Source organism: Curtobacterium sp. 22159, assembly GCF_052045775.1.
Taxonomy (GTDB): Bacteria; Actinomycetota; Actinomycetes; order Actinomycetales; family Microbacteriaceae; genus Curtobacterium.
The window spans coordinates 55,278-74,766 of record NZ_JBQEPN010000007.1 but is presented as its reverse complement, the minus strand read 5'-3'; the positions used below and the strand labels follow the sequence as shown (position 1 = coordinate 74,766).

At 71.1% G+C, this 19,489-nt stretch carries 19 protein-coding genes; 17 read left to right on the top strand and 2 right to left on the bottom strand.

What is annotated here, in order from left to right; all coding sequences use genetic code 11:
- The first annotated feature begins 22 nt into the window (after positions 1–22).
- Together ACTJKO_RS09895 and ACTJKO_RS09890 are read left to right on the top strand one after the other, a co-directional pair.
- On the top strand, positions 23–769 hold the full coding sequence (locus ACTJKO_RS09895) for a 4-hydroxy-tetrahydrodipicolinate reductase (protein ID WP_440688168.1): 747 nt from the start codon (positions 23–25) through the stop codon (positions 767–769).
- 5 nt (positions 770–774) lie between these two features.
- A complete protein-coding gene (locus ACTJKO_RS09890) occupies positions 775–1,251 on the top strand; it encodes a tetratricopeptide repeat protein (protein ID WP_440688166.1) in 477 nt (158 codons plus the stop codon).
- Between the two features lie 17 nt (positions 1,252–1,268).
- Here the strand turns inward: ACTJKO_RS09890 and ACTJKO_RS09885 are convergent, their stop codons facing one another.
- Positions 1,269–2,174 carry a TIGR01777 family oxidoreductase gene (locus tag ACTJKO_RS09885; RefSeq protein WP_440688164.1) on the bottom strand — a complete coding sequence of 302 codons (906 nt, stop codon included), beginning with the start codon at positions 2,172–2,174 and terminating at the stop codon, positions 1,269–1,271.
- A gap of 99 nt (positions 2,175–2,273) precedes the next feature.
- Here ACTJKO_RS09885 and ACTJKO_RS09880 point away from each other — a divergent pair, with 99 nt between their 5' ends.
- From ACTJKO_RS09880 to dapF, 14 genes are all read left to right on the top strand, one after another.
- Positions 2,274–3,104, top strand: coding sequence for a thymidylate synthase (locus tag ACTJKO_RS09880; RefSeq protein ID WP_440688162.1), 831 nt, complete (start codon positions 2,274–2,276; stop codon positions 3,102–3,104).
- Entirely contained in the window at positions 3,104–3,610 is a 507-nt protein-coding gene (locus ACTJKO_RS09875; RefSeq protein ID WP_440688160.1) for a dihydrofolate reductase, read from the top strand. The genes ACTJKO_RS09880 and ACTJKO_RS09875 overlap by 1 nt, the downstream gene beginning before the upstream one ends.
- 210 nt (positions 3,611–3,820) lie before the next feature.
- Positions 3,821–4,798, top strand: a complete 978-nt coding sequence (gene dapA / locus ACTJKO_RS09870) for a 4-hydroxy-tetrahydrodipicolinate synthase (RefSeq protein ID WP_440688158.1) — start codon at positions 3,821–3,823, stop codon at positions 4,796–4,798.
- Positions 4,799–4,844: 46 nt separating this feature from the next.
- Positions 4,845–6,521 (top strand): ribonuclease J, encoded by a 1,677-nt coding sequence (locus ACTJKO_RS09865; protein ID WP_440688156.1) that lies wholly within the window; start codon positions 4,845–4,847, stop codon positions 6,519–6,521.
- Positions 6,522–6,622: 101 nt separating this feature from the next.
- Positions 6,623–9,517, top strand: a complete 2,895-nt coding sequence (locus ACTJKO_RS09860) for a DNA translocase FtsK (RefSeq protein ID WP_440688154.1) — start codon at positions 6,623–6,625, stop codon at positions 9,515–9,517.
- Positions 9,514–10,167, top strand: coding sequence for a CDP-diacylglycerol--glycerol-3-phosphate 3-phosphatidyltransferase (pgsA, locus tag ACTJKO_RS09855; protein ID WP_440688152.1), 654 nt, complete (start codon positions 9,514–9,516; stop codon positions 10,165–10,167). Before ACTJKO_RS09860 ends, pgsA begins: the two co-directional genes overlap by 4 nt.
- Positions 10,140–10,691, top strand: a complete 552-nt coding sequence (locus ACTJKO_RS09850; RefSeq protein ID WP_440688150.1) for a CinA family protein — start codon at positions 10,140–10,142, stop codon at positions 10,689–10,691. Before pgsA ends, ACTJKO_RS09850 begins: the two co-directional genes overlap by 28 nt.
- Before the next feature lie 154 nt (positions 10,692–10,845).
- Positions 10,846–11,154 carry a helix-turn-helix domain-containing protein gene (locus ACTJKO_RS09845; RefSeq protein WP_058742950.1) on the top strand — a complete coding sequence of 103 codons (309 nt, stop codon included), beginning with the start codon at positions 10,846–10,848 and terminating at the stop codon, positions 11,152–11,154.
- An 83-nt stretch (positions 11,155–11,237) separates the two neighbouring features.
- The gene (locus tag ACTJKO_RS09840) at positions 11,238–11,462 is read left to right on the top strand and encodes a DUF3046 domain-containing protein (protein ID WP_440688148.1); all 225 of its coding nucleotides are present in this window, start codon (positions 11,238–11,240) and stop codon (positions 11,460–11,462) included.
- 273 nt (positions 11,463–11,735) lie between these two features.
- Positions 11,736–12,803, top strand: coding sequence for a recombinase RecA (recA, locus tag ACTJKO_RS09835; RefSeq protein ID WP_440688146.1), 1,068 nt, complete (start codon positions 11,736–11,738; stop codon positions 12,801–12,803).
- A complete protein-coding gene (locus ACTJKO_RS09830; protein WP_440688144.1) occupies positions 12,800–13,684 on the top strand; it encodes a RecX family transcriptional regulator in 885 nt (294 codons plus the stop codon). Before recA ends, ACTJKO_RS09830 begins: the two co-directional genes overlap by 4 nt.
- A gap of 28 nt (positions 13,685–13,712) precedes the next feature.
- Entirely contained in the window at positions 13,713–15,206 is a 1,494-nt protein-coding gene (gene miaB / locus ACTJKO_RS09825) for a tRNA (N6-isopentenyl adenosine(37)-C2)-methylthiotransferase MiaB (RefSeq protein ID WP_440688142.1), read from the top strand.
- Positions 15,193–16,164 carry a tRNA (adenosine(37)-N6)-dimethylallyltransferase MiaA gene (gene miaA / locus ACTJKO_RS09820; protein ID WP_440688140.1) on the top strand — a complete coding sequence of 324 codons (972 nt, stop codon included), beginning with the start codon at positions 15,193–15,195 and terminating at the stop codon, positions 16,162–16,164. The genes miaB and miaA overlap by 14 nt, the downstream gene beginning before the upstream one ends.
- Positions 16,161–17,051, top strand: a complete 891-nt coding sequence (gene dapF / locus ACTJKO_RS09815; protein ID WP_440688138.1) for a diaminopimelate epimerase — start codon at positions 16,161–16,163, stop codon at positions 17,049–17,051. Before miaA ends, dapF begins: the two co-directional genes overlap by 4 nt.
- 211 nt (positions 17,052–17,262) lie before the next feature.
- On the opposite strand, the gene ACTJKO_RS09810 is transcribed toward dapF, so the two are convergent.
- Positions 17,263–17,877, bottom strand: a complete 615-nt coding sequence (locus ACTJKO_RS09810; RefSeq protein ID WP_440688136.1) for a class I SAM-dependent methyltransferase — start codon at positions 17,875–17,877, stop codon at positions 17,263–17,265.
- Between the two features lie 61 nt (positions 17,878–17,938).
- On the opposite strand from ACTJKO_RS09810, the gene hflX reads away from it, so the two are divergent.
- On the top strand, positions 17,939–19,480 hold the full coding sequence (gene hflX / locus ACTJKO_RS09805; protein ID WP_440688134.1) for a GTPase HflX: 1,542 nt from the start codon (positions 17,939–17,941) through the stop codon (positions 19,478–19,480).
- The last annotated feature ends 9 nt before the right edge of the window (positions 19,481–19,489 follow it).

Genomic DNA, 19,489 nt, shown 5'->3' with positions numbered 1-19,489 from the left:
TGTCGATCCTAGGATGGTGGGCATGGTCACTCCCGTCGCCGTCGTCGGCGCCACCGGTCGTCTCGGGGGCCTTGTGGCCTCCGTCGTCGAGGAACTGCCCGGGTTCGAGCTCGTCGCGAGCCTGTCCTCGAAGGACGGTGCGCACGAGGCCGACCCCTCGGTGTTCGGCGGAGCGGCCGTCGTGGTCGACGTGACCGTCCCCGCGCTCAGCCCCGCGATCGTCGACAACGCCCTCGCGAGCGGCGCGAACGTGCTGGTGGGGACCTCCGGCTGGTCCGGCGACCGTCTCGCGAAGCTCCGGGCCGGGCTCGAGGCGCGTCCGGACCAGGGCGTCTTCGTGGTCCCGAACTTCTCGGTCGGCTCCGTGCTCGGCACCCACCTGGCGACCATCGCCGCGCCGTGGTTCCCGGCCGTCGAGATCGTCGAGACGCACCACGCCGGGAAGATCGACTCCCCGTCCGGTACCGCCGTGCGCACGGCCGAACTGATCGCCGACGCCCGGCGCGAGGTCGGCCCGGTCGACGCCCCGCACGTCGACCAGCGCGCCCGCGGCCAGCAGGTCGCCAGCGTCCCCGTCCACTCGCTCCGGTTGCCCGGGGTGAAGGCGGTGCAGGACGTGGTGCTGAGCGGCCCCGGCGAGACCCTGACGATCCGCCACGACACGAACGACGACGTGGCGTACCTCGCCGGCATCCGCGCGGCCCTCTCCGCCGTCGGCTCGATGCGCGGGCTCACGGTCGGGCTCGGCTCCGTGCTCGGCATCGGCTGACCGTCGTGCGCTCCACGCTCCGATCGCCGTTCTGGGGAGCCGCCCTCATGGCCGTGCTCCTCGCGCTGTACATCGTGCTGGTCGGTCAGCGGGCGGTGGCCTTCATCGCGACGGGCATCCCGATCGGCATCGGCATCGGCGTCGCGCTGTTCGTCGTCGCCGCGATCGGTGCACTCCTGCTCGTGCTCGAGTTCCGGTTCGGGCTGCGCATCACCCGGCTCGGCGCACGACTCGAGGCCGAGGGCGGCGCACCGGCGGACGTCGTCGCCGTACGACCGTCGGGGCGGCCGACGCGCGAAGCGGCGGACGAGCTCTTCCCGCGGTACAAGGCCGCGGTCGAGTCGGACCCGACGGACTGGCGCGGCTGGTACCGGCTCGGTGTCGTGTACGACGCCGCCGGTGACCGCAAGCGGGCGCGGGCGGCGATGCGCGAAGCGCTCACCAGGGCGCGCATGACGGGCGGTCGGTCCCGGAGCAGCTGAGCCGCGCCTCCCGTCGGTCAGAAGACGGCGTCCACCGCGTCCTCCGCGCGGGTGTACCGGAACGTGTAGCCGGACTCGAGCAGCTTCGTCGGCACCATCTGCTGACTCGACAGCAGCATCTCGTCGGCCGCCTGCTGGAGGAGCAGCCGGAGCGCGAACTCCGGGATCCGGAACAGGTACGGCCGGTGCAGGTCCTCCGCGACGCGGTGCGTGATGCGGTCCGCCACCGCGGCCTCCGGCCCGGCGAGGTTCACCGGACCACGGACGTCCGGGGCCGCCGTCGCGAGGTGCACGATCGCGCCGACCTCGTCCTCGAGCGCGATCCACGGCCAGTGCTGCCCGCCGGTGCCGAGGCGACCGCCGAGCCCGGCCTTCGTGAGCGGGACGAGCGGCGCGAGCGCCCCGCCGCCCTTCCCGACGACGATGCCGGTCCGGAGCGTGATGACGCGGACGCCCTCGGGCGCGGCGTTCGCGGCCGCTTCCCACGCCGTGCACACCTCGGCGAGGAAGCCCGTGCCGGCCGGCGCGTCGTCGTGCAGCACGTCGGCGGGACGGTCGCCGTAGACGCCGGAGGCCGACCCCGAGAGGAACAGCGCCGGTGGCACGGAGGCGTGCCGCATCGCCTCGACGAGGGTCTCGGTGGCGTCCACCCGTGAGCGGAGGATCTCCTGCTTGTACGTCTCGGTCCAGGGCAGCTTGCCGATGTTCGCTCCGGCGAGGTTCACCACCACGTCGGCACCGTCGAGGATCGCCGGGTCCAGTGGTCGGGTGCCGGGGGACCACCGGAACTCGGTCGCGGTGTGCGGCTCGCGCCGGACGAGCGTCGAGACGTGGTGCCCGGCACCGCGCAGCGCGCGGACCAGGGGCGTGCCGATGAAGCCGGACGCGCCGGCCACCAGGATCGAGAGCGGCTGTTCCGTCATGTGGGCCTCCTGGTCGCCACGCTACTGGCGCAGTCTGGAGGCGCGGGGGACAGGACACGCCGGCTGCGGTCGGTCGGGGGTGGCGTCTAGGCTGCTGCCGTGACCGACAGCGAGACCGTGCAGCCCGACCCCTCCGTCGCGACCCCCTACGAGGACCTGCTCCGGCGCGTCCTCGAAGAAGGTGCTCCGAAGGGCGACCGCACCGGCACGGGCACCCGCAGCCTCTTCGGCGCGCAGCTCCGGTACGACCTGTCGCAGGGCTTCCCGCTCGTCTCGACGAAGCGCGTGCACTTCAAGTCGGTGGCGTACGAACTGCTCTGGTTCCTCCGCGGCGACGGCAACGCCCGCTGGCTGCAGGAGCACGGGGTCCGGATCTGGAACGAGTGGGCGGACGAGGACGGCGACCTCGGCCCGGTGTACGGCGTGCAGTGGCGTTCCTGGCCGACGCCGTCGGGGGAGCACGTCGACCAGATCGCGCAGGTCATCGAGCAGATCCGGACGAACCCGGACTCCCGTCGCCTCATCGTCTCGGCGTGGAACGTCGCCGACGTGCCGGACATGGCGCTCGCCCCGTGCCACGCGTTCTTCCAGTTCTACGTCAACGACGGCAAGCTCTCGTGCCAGCTCTACCAGCGCAGCGCGGACATGTTCCTCGGCGTCCCGTTCAACATCGCCTCGTACGCGCTGCTCACCCACATGATCGCCGCGCAGACCGGGCTCGGTGTCGGTGACTTCGTGTGGACCGGTGGCGACTGCCACATCTACGACAACCACGTCGAGCAGGTCGAGGAGCAGCTGACCCGCACGGCCTACCCGCTGCCGACGCTCGAGCTCGCCCCGCGCGACTCGATCGACGACTACGAGTACGAGGACTTCACCGTGCACGGCTACCACCACCACCCGGCGATCCGGGCCGCGGTCGCCGTCTGATGCCCTGGTCCGAACCCGTGCGCGGCGTCGGGATGGTCTGGGCGCGCTCGACGAACGGCGTGATCGGGGCCGACGGCGGGATGCCCTGGCACGTCCCGGAAGACCTCGCGCACTTCCGGCAGGTCACCGGCGACGCCACCGTCGTGATGGGACGCCGGACGTGGGAGTCGCTGCCGGAGCGCTTCCGGCCGCTGCCGGGGCGACGCAACGTGGTGCTCACCCGCGACGACGACTGGGCTGCCGACGGTGCCGAGGTGGTGCGCGACCTCGCGACGGCGCTCGACACGGACGAGCCCGTGTGGATCATCGGCGGTGGGCAGGTGTACGCGGCGGGGATGTCCTTCGCCGACCGCGTGTCGGAGACGGTGGTCGACGTCGAGGTCACCGGTGACACGGTGGCGCCGACGTTCGACGACGCGTGGGCGCTCGTCGACGAGGGCCCGTGGCAGGAGTCCCGGAACGGCGGTACCCGCTACCGCTTCCTGGAGTGGCGCCGCCGAGGGTAGCCCGCGCGACGGCGGTCCCGACGACGTCGAACCGCGTTCCCGACATCGCACCAGCCCCCGGAGTCGGTTCGACGTCGGGAAGGTGGTTCGATCCGGACGCGACCAGCGCGCTGGCCGCAGCGCGCCCGCCGGGGTCGAGCCGCGCCTCCAGGCCGGTGACCGTCCACGCGGACGGCGGCCGATGCGCGCATCCCCGGTACGCTGGTGCCCGTGTCCACGCGTGAGAATCCCTTCGGCCAGGTCCTCGTCGCCCTCGTGACCCCGTTCACCGCTGACGGCGAGGTCGACTGGCCCGGCGTCGAGCAGCACATCGACGACTGCATCACCGCCGGCGCCGACGGCATCGTGGTCACCGGCACCACCGGTGAGACGTCCACCCTCACCGACCCCGAGAAGCTGCGCCTGGTCGAGGTCGGCAAGTCCGTCGCCGCGGGCCGCGCGAAGATCATCACCGGCGGCGGCTCGAACGAGACCGCGCACGCCATCCACCTCTACAAGCAGAGCGAACGGGCCGGCGCAGACGGTGTGATGATCGTCACGCCGTACTACAACAAGCCGACCCAGGCCGGTGTCCTCACGCACTTCCGGATGATCGCCGACGCCACCGACCTGCCGGTGATCCTCTACGACATCCCCGGTCGCACGGGCATCCCGATCACGTACGAGACGATCGTGCGCGCCTCGCACCACCCGAACATCCTCGCGGTCAAGGACGCCAAGGGCGACTTCGCCGAGGTGTCCCGCGTGCTGAACAACACCGACCTCATGTACTTCTCGGGCGACGACACGAACGTGCTCCCGCACCTGTCGATCGGCGCCACCGGGCTCATCGGCGTGACGGCGAACATCACGAGCAGGCCGTACCGCACCATCGTCGACGCCGTGAACCGCGGCGACCTCGCGACGGCGACCGCCGAGCACAAGCGCGTCGAGCCGCTCGTCCGCGCCGTCATGACGCACGTGCCGGGCACCGTCGCAGCGAAGTACATCCTGCACGGGCTCGGCCGGATCGGCAGCCCGCGCGTCCGTCTGCCGCTCGTCGGCCCCGAGGACTCCGAGGCCTACGCCATCGAGACCTCGCTCGAGGCCGTCCGTGACATCCCGGGCGCCGACTTCTCCAACTTCCGCCCGGACCGCAACGCAGCGGCCGGCGGCGCGCTACCGAAGGTGCCAGGCACCACCCGCTAGACGAACACGCGGCGCAGCAGTGCGTCGCCCGAATCCGTAGGACCGAATGCCCACACAGATCTCCGAACCGCAGCCGCTCGAACCCGGCACCCTCCGCGTCGTCCCCGTCGGGGGACTCGGCGAGATCGGTCGCAACATGACCGTCTACGAGTACGAGGGCAAGCTGCTCATCGTGGACGCCGGCGTGCTCTTCCCCGAGGAGCACCAGCCGGGCGTCGACCTCATCCTGCCGGACTTCGCGCCGATCCGGGACCGCCTCGACGACGTCCTCGGGGTCGTGCTGACGCACGGTCACGAGGACCACATCGGCGCCGTCCCGTACCTCCTCAAGCTCCGGGACGACATCCCGCTGATCGGCTCCACGCTGACGCTGGCCCTGGTCGAGGCGAAGCTCAAGGAACACCGGATCAAGCCGTACTCGCTGGTCGTCCAGGAGGACCAGACCGAGCAGCTCGGCCCGTTCCACCTCGAGTTCGTCGCGGTGAACCACTCGATCCCGGACGCCCTCGCCGTGGCGATCACGACGCCCGCCGGTCGGGTCCTGCACACGGGCGACTTCAAGATGGACCAGCTCCCGCTGGACGACCGCATCACGGACCTCCGTGCCTTCGCCCGGCTCGGCGAGCAGGGCGTCGACCTGTTCCTGCCGGACTCGACGAACGCCGACGTGCCGGGCTTCACGGCGCCCGAGCGCGACATCGGACCCGTCCTCGAGAACATCATCACGCGCGCCCGCAAGAAGGTCGTCGTGGCGAGCTTCTCGTCCCACGTGCACCGTGTCCAGCAGGTCCTCGACGCCGCGGCCGCCGCGAACCGCAAGGTCGCGTTCATGGGCCGCTCGATGATCCGCAACATGAACATCGCCGCCGAGCTCGGCTACCTCCGGGTGCCCGACGACGTCCTCATCGACACCAAGAAGGCGAAGAACGTCCCCGACGACCAGATCGTCTACATGTCGACGGGGTCCCAGGGCGAGCCGATGGCCGTGCTCGCGCGCATGGCCAACCTCGAGCACCAGATCGAGATCGGCGAGGGCGACACCGTCATCCTCGCGTCCTCGCTCATCCCCGGGAACGAGAACGCCGTCTACCGGGTCATCGACGGGCTGACGAAGCTCGGCGCGAAGGTCGTGCACAAGGGCAACGCGAAGGTGCACGTCTCCGGACACGCCTCCGCCGGCGAACTCCTCTACTGCTACAACATCCTCCGGCCGCGCAACGTGCTGCCCGTGCACGGTGAGCACCGCCACCTGTACGCCAGCGCCGACCTCGCGATCCAGACGGGCGTGCCGCCGCGCAACGTGATCCTCGGGCAGGACGGCATCGTCGTCGACCTCAAGGACGGCGTGGCCACGGTCGCCGGGCAGCTGGACGTCGGGTACGTGTACGTCGACGGCTCGACCGTCGGCGAGATCACCGACGCCGACCTCAAGGACCGCCGTGTCCTGGCGGAAGAGGGCTTCATCTCGATCTTCTGCGCCGTGGACTTCACCACGGGGCAGTGCGTGATCGGCCCGGAGATCCAGTCGCGCGGCTTCGCCGAGGACGAGTCGGTCTTCGACGACGTCCGACCGCAGATCGCGAAGGCGCTGTCCGAGGCGGCCGCCAACGGCACCCGCGACGGGCACGCGTTCAGCCAGGTGGTCCGCCGCACGGTCGGCCGCTGGGTGAACACCAAGCACCGTCGTCGTCCGATGATCGTCCCGGTGGTCATCGAGGCGTAGCGCTCGCGCGCACCCCGTCCAGGAGGCCCGCCCCACGTCCGTACCGGACGCTGCGGCGGGCCTTCCTCGGTTTGTCCTGTGTGGGGAATAGGGTTCTGCCCATGGCCGGAGGCACCAAGTCGACCACGCGCTCGCGCGCGTCCTCGTCGTCCCGTGGGAGCGGGACGCGCGGGACGTCGCGCACCCAGGCCACCACGAAGAAGCTGCCGCAGGCCGCACCGACACCGGTGTTCCGCGAGCAGAGTCCGCTCGTGACCGCGTGGCTGGGCATGGCGCACGGCGTCGGGGCGGTGTTCCGGCTGCTCGGCAAGGAGACCCTCGAGAAGGACCAACGGCGAGACGGATTCCCGTTCCTGCTGTTCGTCCTCGCGATCGCCGGCGCCGTCGTCGAGTGGCTCAACCCGACGAACTCCGTGTCGGTGGCGCTCGACGCGTACACGTTCGGCGGGCTGTTCGGGCGTCTGGCGTTCGCGCTCCCGGTGATCATGGTCGTGTTCGCGGGGTGGCTCTTCCGGCACCCCGCATCGGTGCACGACAACACCCGCATCGGGATCGGCCTCGGGCTCCTGCTCGTGTCCATCTCGTCGCTCTGCCACGTCTTCGGCGGTCGCCCGGTCGCGGCCGACGGCATGCCGGCCCTCGCGGCTGCGGGCGGCGTCATCGGCTGGGTCGTCATCGGGTGGCTCGTCACGATCGCCACGGCCTGGGTGGCGGTGCCCGTCGCGGTGGTGCTGCTCGTGCTGTCGCTGTTCATCATCACGAAGACGCCGCCGAACAAGCTCGGCCGTCGTCTCCACGAGCTCTACGCGTACCTGTTCGGCGCCCCCGCTCCCGCCGCCGAGGTGGGCGAGGACGCCCCGGCGGACGCGCCCGCTCCCCGTTCCCGGACCACGAAGAAGCGCGGCGGGAAGGGCGACGGCGACTTCCCGTTGTTCGACGACCTCGGGTTCGGCGAGGACGAGGCGCAGTCGGAAGGCGACGCCGAGGGCACGATCCCGTGGTGGCGCCGCAACAAGTCCGGCCGCGAGGAAGACCCGGCGTACGACAGCCCGGTCATCAGCGGGGCGACCGCGACCGTCCCGCCCGCGCCGTCCGCGAGCCCGAACGCCGGGGCAGCGGCGGGGCTCATCGACCACACCCCTGCCGAGCCGGGTTCGGTCAACCTCAACGACTCCGTGGAGCAGGACCTCGAGGTCGCCGAGCAGGCGCTCCGTGACTTCGGTACCGCCGTGCCCGAGCGACCCGCAGCGGCCGGGGTGACCCGTCCGGACCAGGCGGTGTCCCCGGTGGTCTCTCCGTCCCTGGCGGAGGACGACCCGGTGGGCGAGCAGGTCGAGGCGGAGGACGCACTCCCGTCCGCGACCGCCGCCGACGAGGACCCGTCCGCGCCGTACCGGCTGCCGGCCGCCAGCACGCTGAGCTCCGGCTCGCCGTCGGTCGCGCGCAGCCAGGCGAACGACGACATCGTCGCGGCGATCACCGGGGTGCTGACCGAGTTCAAGGTCGACGCGAAGGTGACCGGCTTCTCGCGCGGGCCGACGGTGACGCGCTACGAGATCGAGCTCGGCCCGGGCGTGAAGGTCGAACGCGTCACGGCGCTGTCGAAGAACCTGTCGTACGCCGTCGCCTCGAACGAGGTCCGCATCCTCTCGCCCATCCCGGGCAAGAGCGCGATCGGCGTCGAGATCCCGAACACCGACCGCGAGACGGTCTCGCTCGGCGACGTGCTCCGGTCGAACGCCGCGCGCAAGTCGAAGCACCCGATGACGATCGGGGTCGGCAAGGACGTCGAGGGCGGCTTCGTCGTCGCGAACCTGGCGAAGATGCCGCACCTGCTCGTGGCTGGTTCCACGGGCTCCGGCAAGTCGGTCTTCATCAACTCGATGATCACGTCGCTGCTCATGCGCGCGAAGCCGTCCGAGGTCCGCATGGTCCTCGTCGACCCGAAGCGCGTGGAGCTCTCCATCTACGCCGGTGTGCCGCACCTCATCACCCCCATCATCACGAATCCGAAGAAGGCGGCCGAGGCGCTGCAGTGGGTCGTGAAGGAGATGGACATGCGGTACGACGACCTCGCGTCGTTCGGGTTCCGTCACGTCGACGACTTCAACAAGGCGATCGAGAACAACGAGATCGTGCTGCCCGCCGGCAGCGAGCGGAAGCTCAAGCCGTACCCGTACCTGCTGGTCGTCGTCGACGAGCTCGCGGACCTCATGCTCGTCGCCCCGCGCGACGTCGAGGAGTCGATCGTCCGCATCACCCAGCTCGCGCGTGCCGCGGGCATCCACCTCGTGCTCGCGACGCAGCGGCCGTCGGTCGACGTCATCACCGGGCTCATCAAGGCGAACGTGCCGTCGCGGATCGCGTTCGCGGTCACGAGCGTCACCGACTCCCGGGTCATCCTCGACCAGCCCGGCGCGGACAAGCTCATCGGGCAGGGTGACGCACTCTTCCTGCCGATGGGCTCGTCCAAGTCGCTCCGCGTGCAGGGCGCATGGGTGCAGGAGAGCGAGGTCGCGGAGGTCGTCCAGCACGTCACCCGCCAGGCCCGCCCGGAGTACCGCCAGGACGTCCAGGCCGTGGTGGAGCGCAAGGAGATCGACGCGGACATCGGCGACGACCTCGAGCTGCTGCTCGCCGCCGTCGAGCAGGTCGTGTCGACGCAGTTCGGCTCGACCTCGATGCTCCAGCGCAAGCTCCGGGTCGGGTTCGCCAAGGCCGGTCGACTCATGGACCTCATGGAGTCCCGCGACATCGTCGGCCCGTCCGAGGGGTCGAAGGCGCGTGACGTGCTCGTCACCGCGGACCAGCTGCCGGCCGTGCTCGCGAAGCTCCGCGGCGAGGAGCCGCCGGCGGCCCCGGCCCCGACGCCTCCGCCGACCGACGACGGCGGGGACCGGTACGGTGCCGATCCGGTGGCCGACATGACCCGCGGGTACGATGAGGTCGATGACGAGCCCGATGAGGACGCGTGGGGACTGACGGGCAGGGAGTGAGTGCGATGACCGCCTCGGACAGCACGGACACCGCACACGGCGCTCGCTTCCCGTGGCGAGGTCGTCTCCTGCGGAAGGGCCCGGGCCCGGCGTCGACGGGCAACGTCGCGAACATCATCACGGTCGTGCGCATCCTCATGGCGCCGCTGTTCTTCGTGCTGCTGCTCGCGGACGCCGGACACGACGGTCCGCTGCGCATCTGGGCCGCGGTGGTGTTCGTCGTCGCCATCGTCACGGACAGCGCGGACGGCATCATCGCGCGCCGGCAGAACCTCGTGACGGACTTCGGCAAGCTCGTCGACCCGATCGCGGACAAGGTCCTCATCGGGGGAGCCCTCGTGGCGCTGTCCGTGCTCCACGAGCTGCCCTGGTACGTGACGGTGCTCATCATGGTGCGCGAGATCGGCATCACGGTGTTCCGGTTCGCCGTGCTCTCCGACCGGGTGATCCCCGCGAGCCGTGGCGGGAAGATCAAGACCGTGCTGCAGGCCGTCGCCCTGACCGCCGCGCTGTTCCCGTGGTGGAACCTCGTCGGCGACTGGGCGCACTGGGTCAACGGCATCCTCATGACCGCAGCGTTCCTGGCAACGATCCTGAGCGGTGCCGACTACCTGTGGCAGGCATGGAAGCACAACCGGACCACCTCGTGACGGACGACGACCGCCCGACCGGAGCCGCGCCTCCCGTCCCGATCGCACCCGGCCTCATCGCGGAGCTCACCGCACGCGGCGAGACGATCGCGGTCGCGGAGTCGCTGACCGGCGGGCTCGTCGTGGCGACGCTCGTCGACGTCCCGGGAGCGAGCGCCGTCGTGCGGGGCGGCATCGTGGCCTACGCGACGCCCGTCAAGCACGAGCTGCTCGGGGTCTCCGCGGAGCTGCTGGAGACCAACGGTGCCGTCGACCCCGAGGTCGCGCGCCAGATGGCGACGGGCGTCCGGACCGCGCTCAGCATCGACGGTGCACCGGCCACGTGGGGCATCAGCACGACCGGGGTGGCCGGTCCGGACCCGCAGGACGGCAAGGCCGTGGGCACCGTGTTCGTGGGCATCGCGAACGCCGATGGTGCTTCCGCCCACGAGTTGCACCTCGACGGTGACCGCGATGCAATCCGTCACGCGACCGTCTCCGAACTCCTGGCACGGATGTCGTCCACGATCCGAGGCCGGGAATAGGTCCCGTTTCCACTGGGTTACATCTCACGCAATCTCCAGCGGTACGGCAGCCGGCGTGGCTAGCATGCTGCAACCGGCAACGCTACTGTTGCTGAACCCGAACTCGGCCAACCGGACCGAGCGGGCGCGGAGACGACAGAGAGGAGGAGTTCTCATGGTTCTCGTTCGTCAGGAGATCGGCGACGTCCTGCGAGACTTCCGCTTGCAGAAGGGCCGGACCCTCCGTCAGGTCGCGTCCAAGGCCAGCGTCGCTCTCGGGTACCTCAGTGAGGTCGAGCGCGGGCAGAAGGAAGCCAGCTCGGAGATCCTCGCGTCCGTCGCGGACGCGCTGGACACTCCCATCTCGACCATCATGCGTGAGGTCGGTGACCGGCTCGCGGTCGTGGAGGGGCTCACCCCGGTCCCCGACACGCTGCCCGACGACCTCGTCGCCGAGTTCGACAACGACCTCGCGGTGCGCTGACACCACCGCTCCGGACGCCCCCGCTGGTTCGCCAGCGGGGGCGTCCGTCGTTCGGCGAGTGGTGTCGTGGCTACGCTGGAACGATGCGCGTGAGTGAGTTCTGGCGAGCCGTCGACCAGGTGTTCGGCGAGGCGTACGGCGCGGTCGTCAGTCGCGACGTCGTGCTCGAGGAGCTGGGCGGACGATCGGCGGCCGAGGCCCTCGACGCCGGTATCGACGCGCGGCGGGTGTGGGAGGCGCTCTGCGATTCGCAGGACGTCCCGCTCGACAAGCGGCACGGCAAGGGGCTTGCCGAGCCGCGCGGCTGACCGTGCCGAGCGGTCGGGCCTCACCCGAAACTCTGTTCGGCGTGTTGCTCGAACGCGTGTTCGATCGGTGGTAGCTTCCTCCACAGCGGAGCTGTCCGGGGAAGTCGTCCACAGATCGCGCGGCCAGGGGCAGTGATGTCGGTGGCCCGCTCTAGGTTCGAAGTCATCGGGAACAGCCCGAAGCCTTGTCGCAGAAGCACCGGCCCTGCACCACCGGCCGGGGTGGACGCGACAGCCTACAGGCGGCCGACACCGAGCACGAAGGAGCACCCCATGCCATCACCCCAGGACCGCGAGAAGGCCCTCGAGACCGCTCTCGCCCAGATCGACCGCCAGTTCGGCAAGGGCACCGTGATGCGCCTCGGCTCGGACGAGCGGGCCCCCGTCGCCACCATCCCCACCGGTTCGGTCGCGCTCGACGTCGCGCTCGGCATCGGGGGACTCCCGCGTGGTCGCATCATCGAGATCTACGGGCCGGAGTCGTCGGGTAAGACGACCCTGACGCTCCACGCCATCGCCAACGCCCAGCGTGCCGGGGGCATCGCGGCGTTCATCGACGCTGAGCACGCGCTCGACCCGGAGTACGCGAAGAAGCTCGGTGTCGACATCGACGCCCTGCTCGTGTCCCAGCCGGACACGGGTGAGCAGGCGCTCGAGATCGCGGACATGCTCGTCCGGTCCGGCTCCATCGACCTCGTCGTCGTCGACTCCGTCGCGGCGCTCGTGCCCCGCGCCGAGATCGAGGGCGAGATGGGCGACTCGCACGTCGGCCTCCAGGCACGACTCATGTCGCAGGCGCTCCGCAAGCTGGCCGGTGGGCTCAACCAGACGCAGACCACGATGATCTTCATCAACCAGCTGCGCGAGAAGATCGGCGTGTTCTTCGGCAGCCCGGAGACCACCGCCGGCGGTAAGGCGCTCAAGTTCTACGCGTCCGTCCGTCTCGACATCCGTCGCATCGAGACGCTGAAGAGCGGCACCGACGCCGTCGGCAACCGCACCCGCGTCAAGGTCGTCAAGAACAAGATGGCACCGCCGTTCAAGCAGGCCGAGTTCGACATCCTGTACGGCACGGGCATCTCGCGAGAGGGCTCGCTGCTCGACTTCGGTGTCGACCACGGCATCGTCAAGAAGTCGGGCGCCTGGTACACCTACGACGGCGACCAGCTCGGCCAGGGCAAGGAGAACTCGCGCTCCTTCCTCATCCAGAACCCGGAGATCGCGGCCGAGATCGAGGGCAAGATCCTCGCCAAGCTCGGTGTCGGCGGTGCCCAGGTCGAGGCTGCCGACGCGCCAGTCGACTCGATCGCCCCGAAGATCGCGGAGCGCAAGGGCGCGTGACGACCGAGCACGACGGCGACGAGGACCTCGCACCGGTCACCGACCTGTTCGGTGCGCGGTCCCGTCGCCGCCCCCCGTCGTCCGGCGTTGCTGCGAACGCGACCGGCGGCAGCGCGCCGGACTCCGCGGGTCCGGACGTCGCGGCGCCGGGTGACGCCGATGCAGACGCGCCGGTTCCGCTCCCGCTCCGTGCGCCCCGAGCGCAGGCGGAGTGGCTCTCGCCCGTCGTCGGCGACGGCACGGGCCGGAGCGCCCGCGCGGAACGTCCCGGTTACGACGAGGACGGCACGGCCGACGCCGCCACCGCCTCGGTGTTCGCGATCGACGGCGGCACGGAGATCGACCCGGCCGACGCGCCACGCCCCGTCGACGAGCAGCGCGCGGATGCCGAGCGGCTGAGCATGCGGGCGCTCGGACGCAAGGGCGTGAGCGAGTCCGAGTTGCGGGACCTGCTGACGGGGAACGACCTCGACGCGGACGTCGTCGAGTACGAGATCGAGCGGCTCACCCGTGTCGGCCTGCTGGACGACGTCGCGCTCGCGACCGACCTGGTCGACCGTCTGCACTCGCGGAAGGGCCTCGGGCGCCAGCGTGTGGTCGCGGAGCTCCGGCGCCGTGGCATCGACCCGGCCGCGATCGATGCGGCGCTCGACGCCGCCGCCGACGACGAGGACGACGAGTTCGTCCGGGCCGTCGAGCTCGCGGCGAAGCGTGCCGGCCAGCTGCGTGGGCTCGATCGGGCCACGGCGGAACGGCGGCTCTCGGGCTTCCTCATGCGCAAGGGCTACAACGGCGGGGTCGTCCGGATCGCGGTCGAGCGCGCCCTCGGCGGCGGCGGCCGGGGCCCCGGTGGGTCCCGCGGAACCGTGCGCTTCGAGTAGCGCTCGACGGTTTTACACTGGGACGACCATGGCCACCGTCGCAGCGCGCCCCCGCACCTACGAAGTCCGCACCTACGGGTGCCAGATGAACGTGCACGACTCCGAGCGTCTGAGCGGCTCGCTCCAGGCCGCCGGGTACATCGCGGCCGACGGCGCCCAGGCGGACGTCGTCGTCATCAACACCTGCGCCGTGCGCGAGAACGCGGACAACCGTCTGTACGGCAACCTCGGCCACCTCGCCGGCATCAAGCGCGAGCACCCGGGCATGCAGATCGCCGTCGGCGGGTGCCTGGCGCAGAAGGACAAGAACGTCATCCTCGAGAAGGCGCCGTGGGTCGACGTCGTGTTCGGCACGCACAACATGGGATCGCTCCCGACGCTGCTCGAGCGCGCCCGGCACAACGACGAAGCGCAGATCGAGATCCTCGAATCGCTCGACGTGTTCCCGTCGACACTGCCGACGAAGCGTGACTCGACCCACAGCGGCTGGGTGTCCATCTCCGTGGGCTGCAACAACACGTGCACGTTCTGCATCGTGCCGTCGCTGCGCGGCAAGGAGAAGGACCGCCGGCCGGGCGACGTCCTCGCCGAGATCCAGGCGCTCGTCGACGACGGCGCGATCGAGGTCACGCTGCTCGGGCAGAACGTCAACTCCTACGGCGTCGAGTTCGGCGACCGTCAGGCGTTCGGCAAGCTGCTCCGGGCCGCGGGGCAGATCGAGGGCCTCGAGCGCGTCCGGTTCACGAGCCCGCACCCGGCGGCCTTCACCGACGACGTGATCGATGCGATGGCCGAGACCCCGAACGTCATGCCGCAGCTCCACATGCCGCTGCAGTCCGGCTCGGACCGCATCCTCAAGGCGATGCGTCGGAGCTACCGGAGCGAGCGGTTCCTCGGCATCCTCGATCGCGTGCGGGCGAAGATCCCGCACGCGGCGATCTCCACGGACATCATCGTGGGCTTCCCCGGCGAGACGGACGAGGACTTCGAGGACACCCTGCGCGTCGTCGAGCAGTCGCGCTTCGCGTCGGCGTTCACGTTCCAGTACTCGATCCGTCCGGGCACCCCCGCGGCCACCATGGACGAGCAGCTCCCGAAGCACGTCGTGCAGGAGCGGTACGAACGGCTCACCGCCCTGCAGGAGCGCATCACGGCGGAGGAGAACGCGAAGCAGGTCGGGCGCAGCATCGAGGTCCTCGTCGCGACGGGGGAGGGCAAGAAGGACGACGAGACCCGACGGCTGTCCGGTCGGGCGGAGGACTCCCGGCTCGTGCACTTCGCCGTGCCCGAGCAGTCCGAGGTCCCTCGTCCGGGCGACGTCGTCACGGTCGAGGTCACCCGGAGTGCGCCGCACTTCCTCATCGCCGACAACGACGGACCCCTGCGGATCCGTCGTACCCGGGCGGGTGACGCGTGGGACCGTGCGCAGGCCGAGAGCTGCGGTGTGCCCGCTCCCGCATCCGCCGCCGACGGCCCCCGACCGGTCTCGCTCGGGCTGCCGACCCTCCGTGTCGGGCGCTGACGCTCGCGCCGACGCGGCCGTTCCCGGTGACCCGCACGACGTCGGACTGATCGCCGTCGTCGGGGCGACCGGCACGGGCAAGTCCGACCTCGGAATCGCGATCGCCGAACGCCTGGGCGCAGCGGGCCGGTCCGCCGAGATCGTCAACGCCGACGCCATGCAGCTGTACCGCGGCATGGACATCGGCACGGCGAAGCTCTCCGTCGAGGAACGCCGCGGGATCCCGCACCACCAGCTCGACGTGCTCGACGTCACCGACGAGGCCAGTGTCGCCGCGTACCAGCGCGACGCCCGTGCCGACATCAGCGCCATCCACGACCGCGGCGCCGTCGCCGTGCTCGTCGGCGGCAGCGGGTTGTACGTGTCCGCCGTCCTGTTCGACCTCGCGTTCCCGGGCACCGACCCCGAACTCCGTGCTCGGCTGGAGCGCGAGCACGCCGAACTCGGACCCGGCATCCTGCTCGAACGGCTCCGGACGCTCGACCCCGCAGCGGCCACGACGATCGACGCCCGCAACCCACGTCGCCTCATCCGCGCACTCGAGATCGCGAGCCGAGCCGAGGTCGTCACCCCGCGCCTCCCGTCCGCCCCTCGGGCCTGGCGTCCGGCACGGATCCTGCGGTTGCACCGCGATCGTGACCAGCTGGTCGCCGGCCTCCACGAGCGGGCCGCACGCATGTTCGACGCCGGGCTCGTCGACGAGGTCCGCGAGCTCCGCGAGCGGGGCCTCGAGCAGGGACGGACCGCCCGGGCTGCGATCGGGTACTCGCAGGCGCTCGAGGTCCTCCGTGGTGAGACGACGGTGGACGACGCCGTCGAGGCCACGGCGATCGCGACGCGCAAGTACGCCCGCCGCCAGGTGTCGTGGTTCCGTCGCTACACCGAGGCCGAGGTGCTCGACGTCACCGGGGCCGACCGGTCCTCGCTCAGGGAGACGGCCCGTAGGATCGTCCCGTGACCGAGCTGCACTTCACCAAGGGCCAGGGGACCGGCAACGACTTCGTCCTGTTCGCCGACCCGGACGCGACGGTCGACCTGACTCCGGACCGCATCCGCGCCATCGCCGACCGGCGTTTCGGTGTGGGCGGCGACGGCGTCATCCGCGCAGTGCGGTCCGAGTCGTTGCCGGAGGGGCAGACGCTCCTCGCCGAGGACCCCGACGCGACCTGGTTCATGGACTACCACAACGCCGACGGCACGGTCGCCGAGATGTGCGGCAACGGCATCCGGGTGTTCGCCCGCTACCTCACCGAGTCCGGACTGGTCGACCTGGCGCCGGGCGAGACGCTCACGGTGGGCAGCCGGAAGGGGCTCGTCGACATCCAGCGCACCACGAACGGCTTCTCGGCGGACCTCGGACGCTGGGGTCTGGGCATCGAGGGCGGCGGCGCGGACGACGTGCTCGTCCGCGCGAAGAACCTCGACAACGCGCGCCCGGGCCTCGGCATCGACGTCGGCAACCCGCACGTCGTGGTGGCGGTCGCGACCGAGGACGAACTCGCCGACCTCGACCTGACCTACGTGCCCGTGCTCGACCCCGCGCCGGTGGCCGGTGCGAACGTGGAGTTCGTCCTCCCGGGCGACCCCCTCGTGCAGGACGGCGTGGGGCAGATCACGATGCGGGTCCACGAGCGTGGCAGCGGCGAGACGCTGTCGTGCGGCACGGGTGCGGTCGCGGCGGCGCTGGCGACGCGGTACTGGGCGGGCAACGGGGCGCCGGACACCTGGCGCGTCCGCGTGCCGGGCGGCGTGGTGACGGTGCGCATGTTCGCTGCGGAGGACGGCGAGCACGTCGCGCTGTCCGGTCCGGCGGAGCTCGTGTTCTCGGGGGACCTGACGGTCTGAACTCGGTGCGGCCCGGCGGGCCGTGGAGGCGCGGGGTGCGCGGCGCGGGCGGGCTCGGCGCGGCGGGGCGGTGCGGTGCGGTGCGGGCTCTGGTTCGCGCCTCCTGACGAACATCGCGCCCCGTCAGAGCGTGACGCTACGTCCGCGACACGGTGCGATCGCGGCGCAGCCGCGCAGCCGCCTCCCGCGCTGCGGCTGCCCGCAGCCCCGCCTACTCGCCCGTGCGCCGCACCCGCAGCACGCGGAACCCCTTGTCCGTCGACGCCCGCGACACCTCGAAGCCCTCGCCCAGTGTCGCCCCGAGCCACCGCTGCAGCGAATCGCCCCCGAGGTCCTTCGACACGACGAGCCACGCGTCGCCGCCGACCTCGAGGCGGGGGAGCCACGTGAGCAGGATCTGGTGCAGCTCGTCCTTGCCCACCCGGATCGGCGGGTTGGACCAGATCGTCCGGAAGCGCAGATCGGCCGGGACGTCGTCCGGCAGCGCCACGGTGACGTTGGTCGTACCGGCGGTCGCGGCGTTGGCGCGCGCGAGTCCGAGCACGCGTTCGTTGACGTCGACGCCCCAGACCTCGGCGTCCGGTGACTCGAGCGCCATGGTGATCGCGATCGGACCCCATCCACAGCCGACGTCGAGCAGGGCTCCCTCGGCGGCGGGCGGCGGGACGGAACCGAGCAGCACGCGGGTGCCGCGGTCGAGGCCGTCGGGGCTGAAGACGCCCGCCGCCGTGGTGAGGGTCAGCGGGCGGTCGGCGAGCGTCACGTGGATCTGTCGTTCACGGCTGTCCGACGAGGGGCTCGCGGTGAAGTAGTGCTCGTTCGCCATGGAAGAACCGTACCGTCGGCCCCGTGTGTCCCGGGCGTGGCGGGGGTACTCTGGGCGCAGCATGACGGACTCTCGAGAGAACGACCACATCACCACTGACGACAGCGCTGCCGGTGTCGTCGAGCGGGTCCTGCGCAACGCGGACTCGCGAGCCACCTCCTCCATCTTCGCCCCCGCGCAGGCGATCCAGACGCGCGACGTCGACGACCGTTCCTGGAACGGCGACGGCGACCAGTACGACCGGGAGGACCGGGCGGCCCTCCGCCGTGTCGCCGGTCTCTCCACCGAACTCGAGGACGTCACCGAGGTCGAGTACCGGCAGCTCCGGCTCGAGCAGGTCGTCCTCATCGGCGTGTACCCGCAGGGCGATGCCGCCGACGCCGAGAACTCGCTGCGTGAACTCGCTGCCCTGGCCGAGACGGCCGGTGCGGTCGTGCTCGACGGGCTCCTGCAGCGGCGCCCGACGCCCGACCCGTCGACCTACCTCGGCAAGGGCAAGGCCGAGGAACTCGCGATGATCGTCAAGGCCACGGGTGCCGACACGGTGATCGCGGACACCGAACTCGCACCGTCCCAGCGCCGCGCGCTCGAGGACGTGGTGAAGGTGAAGGTGATCGACCGCACGGCCGTGATCCTCGACATCTTCAGCCAGCACGCCAAGAGCCGCGAGGGCAAGGCCCAGGTCGAACTGGCCCAGCTCGAGTACCTGCTCCCGCGGCTGCGTGGTTGGGGTGAGTCGATGTCCCGGCAGGCCGGTGGTCAGGTCTCCGGCGGTGCGGGCATGGGCTCGCGTGGTCCCGGTGAGACGAAGATCGAGCTGGACCGCCGCCGCATCCACACGCGGATGGCGAAGCTGCGTCGGCAGATCGCCTCGTTCCGCCCCGCGCGTGAGGCGAAGCGTGCCGAGCGCAACCGCAACGAGGTGCCGAGCGTCGCGATCGCCGGCTACACCAATGCCGGCAAGTCGTCGTTGCTCAACCGCCTGACGAGCGCGGGCGTGCTCGTCCAGAACCAGCTGTTCGCGACGCTGGACTCGACGGTCCGCCGGACCCACTCCAAGCAGGGCCGCGAGTACACGTTCGCCGACACCGTCGGCTTCGTCCGGAACCTGCCGCACCAGCTGGTCGAGGCGTTCCGCTCCACCCTCGAGGAGGTCGGCGACGCGGACGTCATCGTGCACGTCGTCGACGGATCGCACCCGGACCCGGCCGCGCAGCTCGCCACCGTGCGGGACGTCATCGGCGAGGTCGGCGCGCGGGAGATCCCCGAGATCGTCGCCTTCAACAAGTCGGACCTCATCGACGAGTCGCAGCGGCTCGTGCTCGTCGGACTCGTCCCGGACGCGGTGTTCGTGTCGGCCCGCACCGGTGAGGGCATCCAGGACCTCCTCGACGCGATCGAGGCGCAGCTCCCCGAACCGGACGTCGACCTCACGGTCGTGATCCCGTACGACCGCGGTGACCTCGTGTCGTCCCTGCACGACGCGGGCGCCGTGGAGTCGGTGGACTACGTCGAGGACGGCACCCGCCTGCACGTCCGGGTCTTCCGCCGTCAGGTCGCGGAACTCGATCCGTACGTGGTCGCGCCGGTCGCGTCCGCCTAGCCGCCGACG

Bases quoted from the DNA above. Each gene is read 5' to 3' on its own strand.
- ACTJKO_RS09895 (WP_440688168.1), top strand. From the start codon at position 23: ATGGTCACTCCCGTCGCCGTCGTCGGCGCCACCGGTCGTCTCGGGGGC.
- ACTJKO_RS09885 (WP_440688164.1), bottom strand. From the start codon at position 2,174: ATGACGGAACAGCCGCTCTCGATCCTGGTGGCCGGCGCGTCCGGCTTC.
- ACTJKO_RS09875 (WP_440688160.1), top strand. From the start codon at position 3,104: ATGCCCTGGTCCGAACCCGTGCGCGGCGTCGGGATGGTCTGGGCGCGC.
- ACTJKO_RS09865 (WP_440688156.1), top strand. From the start codon at position 4,845: ATGCCCACACAGATCTCCGAACCGCAGCCGCTCGAACCCGGCACCCTC.
- ACTJKO_RS09860 (WP_440688154.1), top strand. From the start codon at position 6,623: ATGGCCGGAGGCACCAAGTCGACCACGCGCTCGCGCGCGTCCTCGTCG.
- ACTJKO_RS09850 (WP_440688150.1), top strand. From the start codon at position 10,140: ATGGAAGCACAACCGGACCACCTCGTGACGGACGACGACCGCCCGACC.
- ACTJKO_RS09845 (WP_058742950.1), top strand. From the start codon at position 10,846: ATGGTTCTCGTTCGTCAGGAGATCGGCGACGTCCTGCGAGACTTCCGC.
- ACTJKO_RS09840 (WP_440688148.1), top strand. From the start codon at position 11,238: ATGCGCGTGAGTGAGTTCTGGCGAGCCGTCGACCAGGTGTTCGGCGAG.
- recA (WP_440688146.1), top strand. From the start codon at position 11,736: ATGCCATCACCCCAGGACCGCGAGAAGGCCCTCGAGACCGCTCTCGCC.
- miaB (WP_440688142.1), top strand. From the start codon at position 13,713: ATGGCCACCGTCGCAGCGCGCCCCCGCACCTACGAAGTCCGCACCTAC.
- ACTJKO_RS09810 (WP_440688136.1), bottom strand. From the start codon at position 17,877: ATGGCGAACGAGCACTACTTCACCGCGAGCCCCTCGTCGGACAGCCGT.
- hflX (WP_440688134.1), top strand. From the start codon at position 17,939: ATGACGGACTCTCGAGAGAACGACCACATCACCACTGACGACAGCGCT.